Source organism: Mesorhizobium sp. M7A.T.Ca.US.000.02.2.1, from assembly GCF_003996995.1.
Classification (GTDB): Bacteria; Pseudomonadota; Alphaproteobacteria; order Rhizobiales; family Rhizobiaceae; genus Mesorhizobium.
Genome location: NZ_RZTT01000937.1, coordinates 1 through 386, shown reverse-complemented (window position 1 = coordinate 386; position 386 = coordinate 1). Strand labels below are relative to the sequence as shown.

Here is a 386-nt window from a genome sequence, read left to right as displayed (position 1 = left end):
TTCTCGACTGGCAGCACGGCGGTGATCTTCTCGTGGCCAGGCGGGATCTCCAGCGATTCCACATAGGTCCGCCAGACCCGGCCGACCTGATGCGAGACCGCACTGACTGTGACGGAATAGGCTGCCGCCACGGTGGATTGTTGTTCGTTGCCGACCAGCACCCGGCGCGCCATTTCCGCCGCCTGCTCGGAGATGTTCAGCCGCTTGAGCGTCGCGTCGAAGTCGCGTTTCGTCAGGCTTCTTCGGGTTGTCACGCATAGTCCTCCAGGGATCGGTGTGATTCTTCAAGTTGAGCTTACGTAGAAGTCTACTTGAGTTCAAGTTTAGCAAAGGTAAACGCCGTTAGGAATTAGAGCGGTTGTCCTAGTCCACGCTGACCGTAGGGG

General features: G+C 58.3%; 1 protein-coding gene. It reads right to left on the bottom strand.

Features of this window, described 5'->3' with window-relative positions; translation table 11 throughout:
• A partial coding sequence (locus EOD15_RS35490; protein WP_127409405.1) for a TrfB-related DNA-binding protein occupies positions 1-254 on the bottom strand: 254 nt, incomplete at its 3' end.
• Positions 255-386 lie beyond the last annotated feature (132 nt).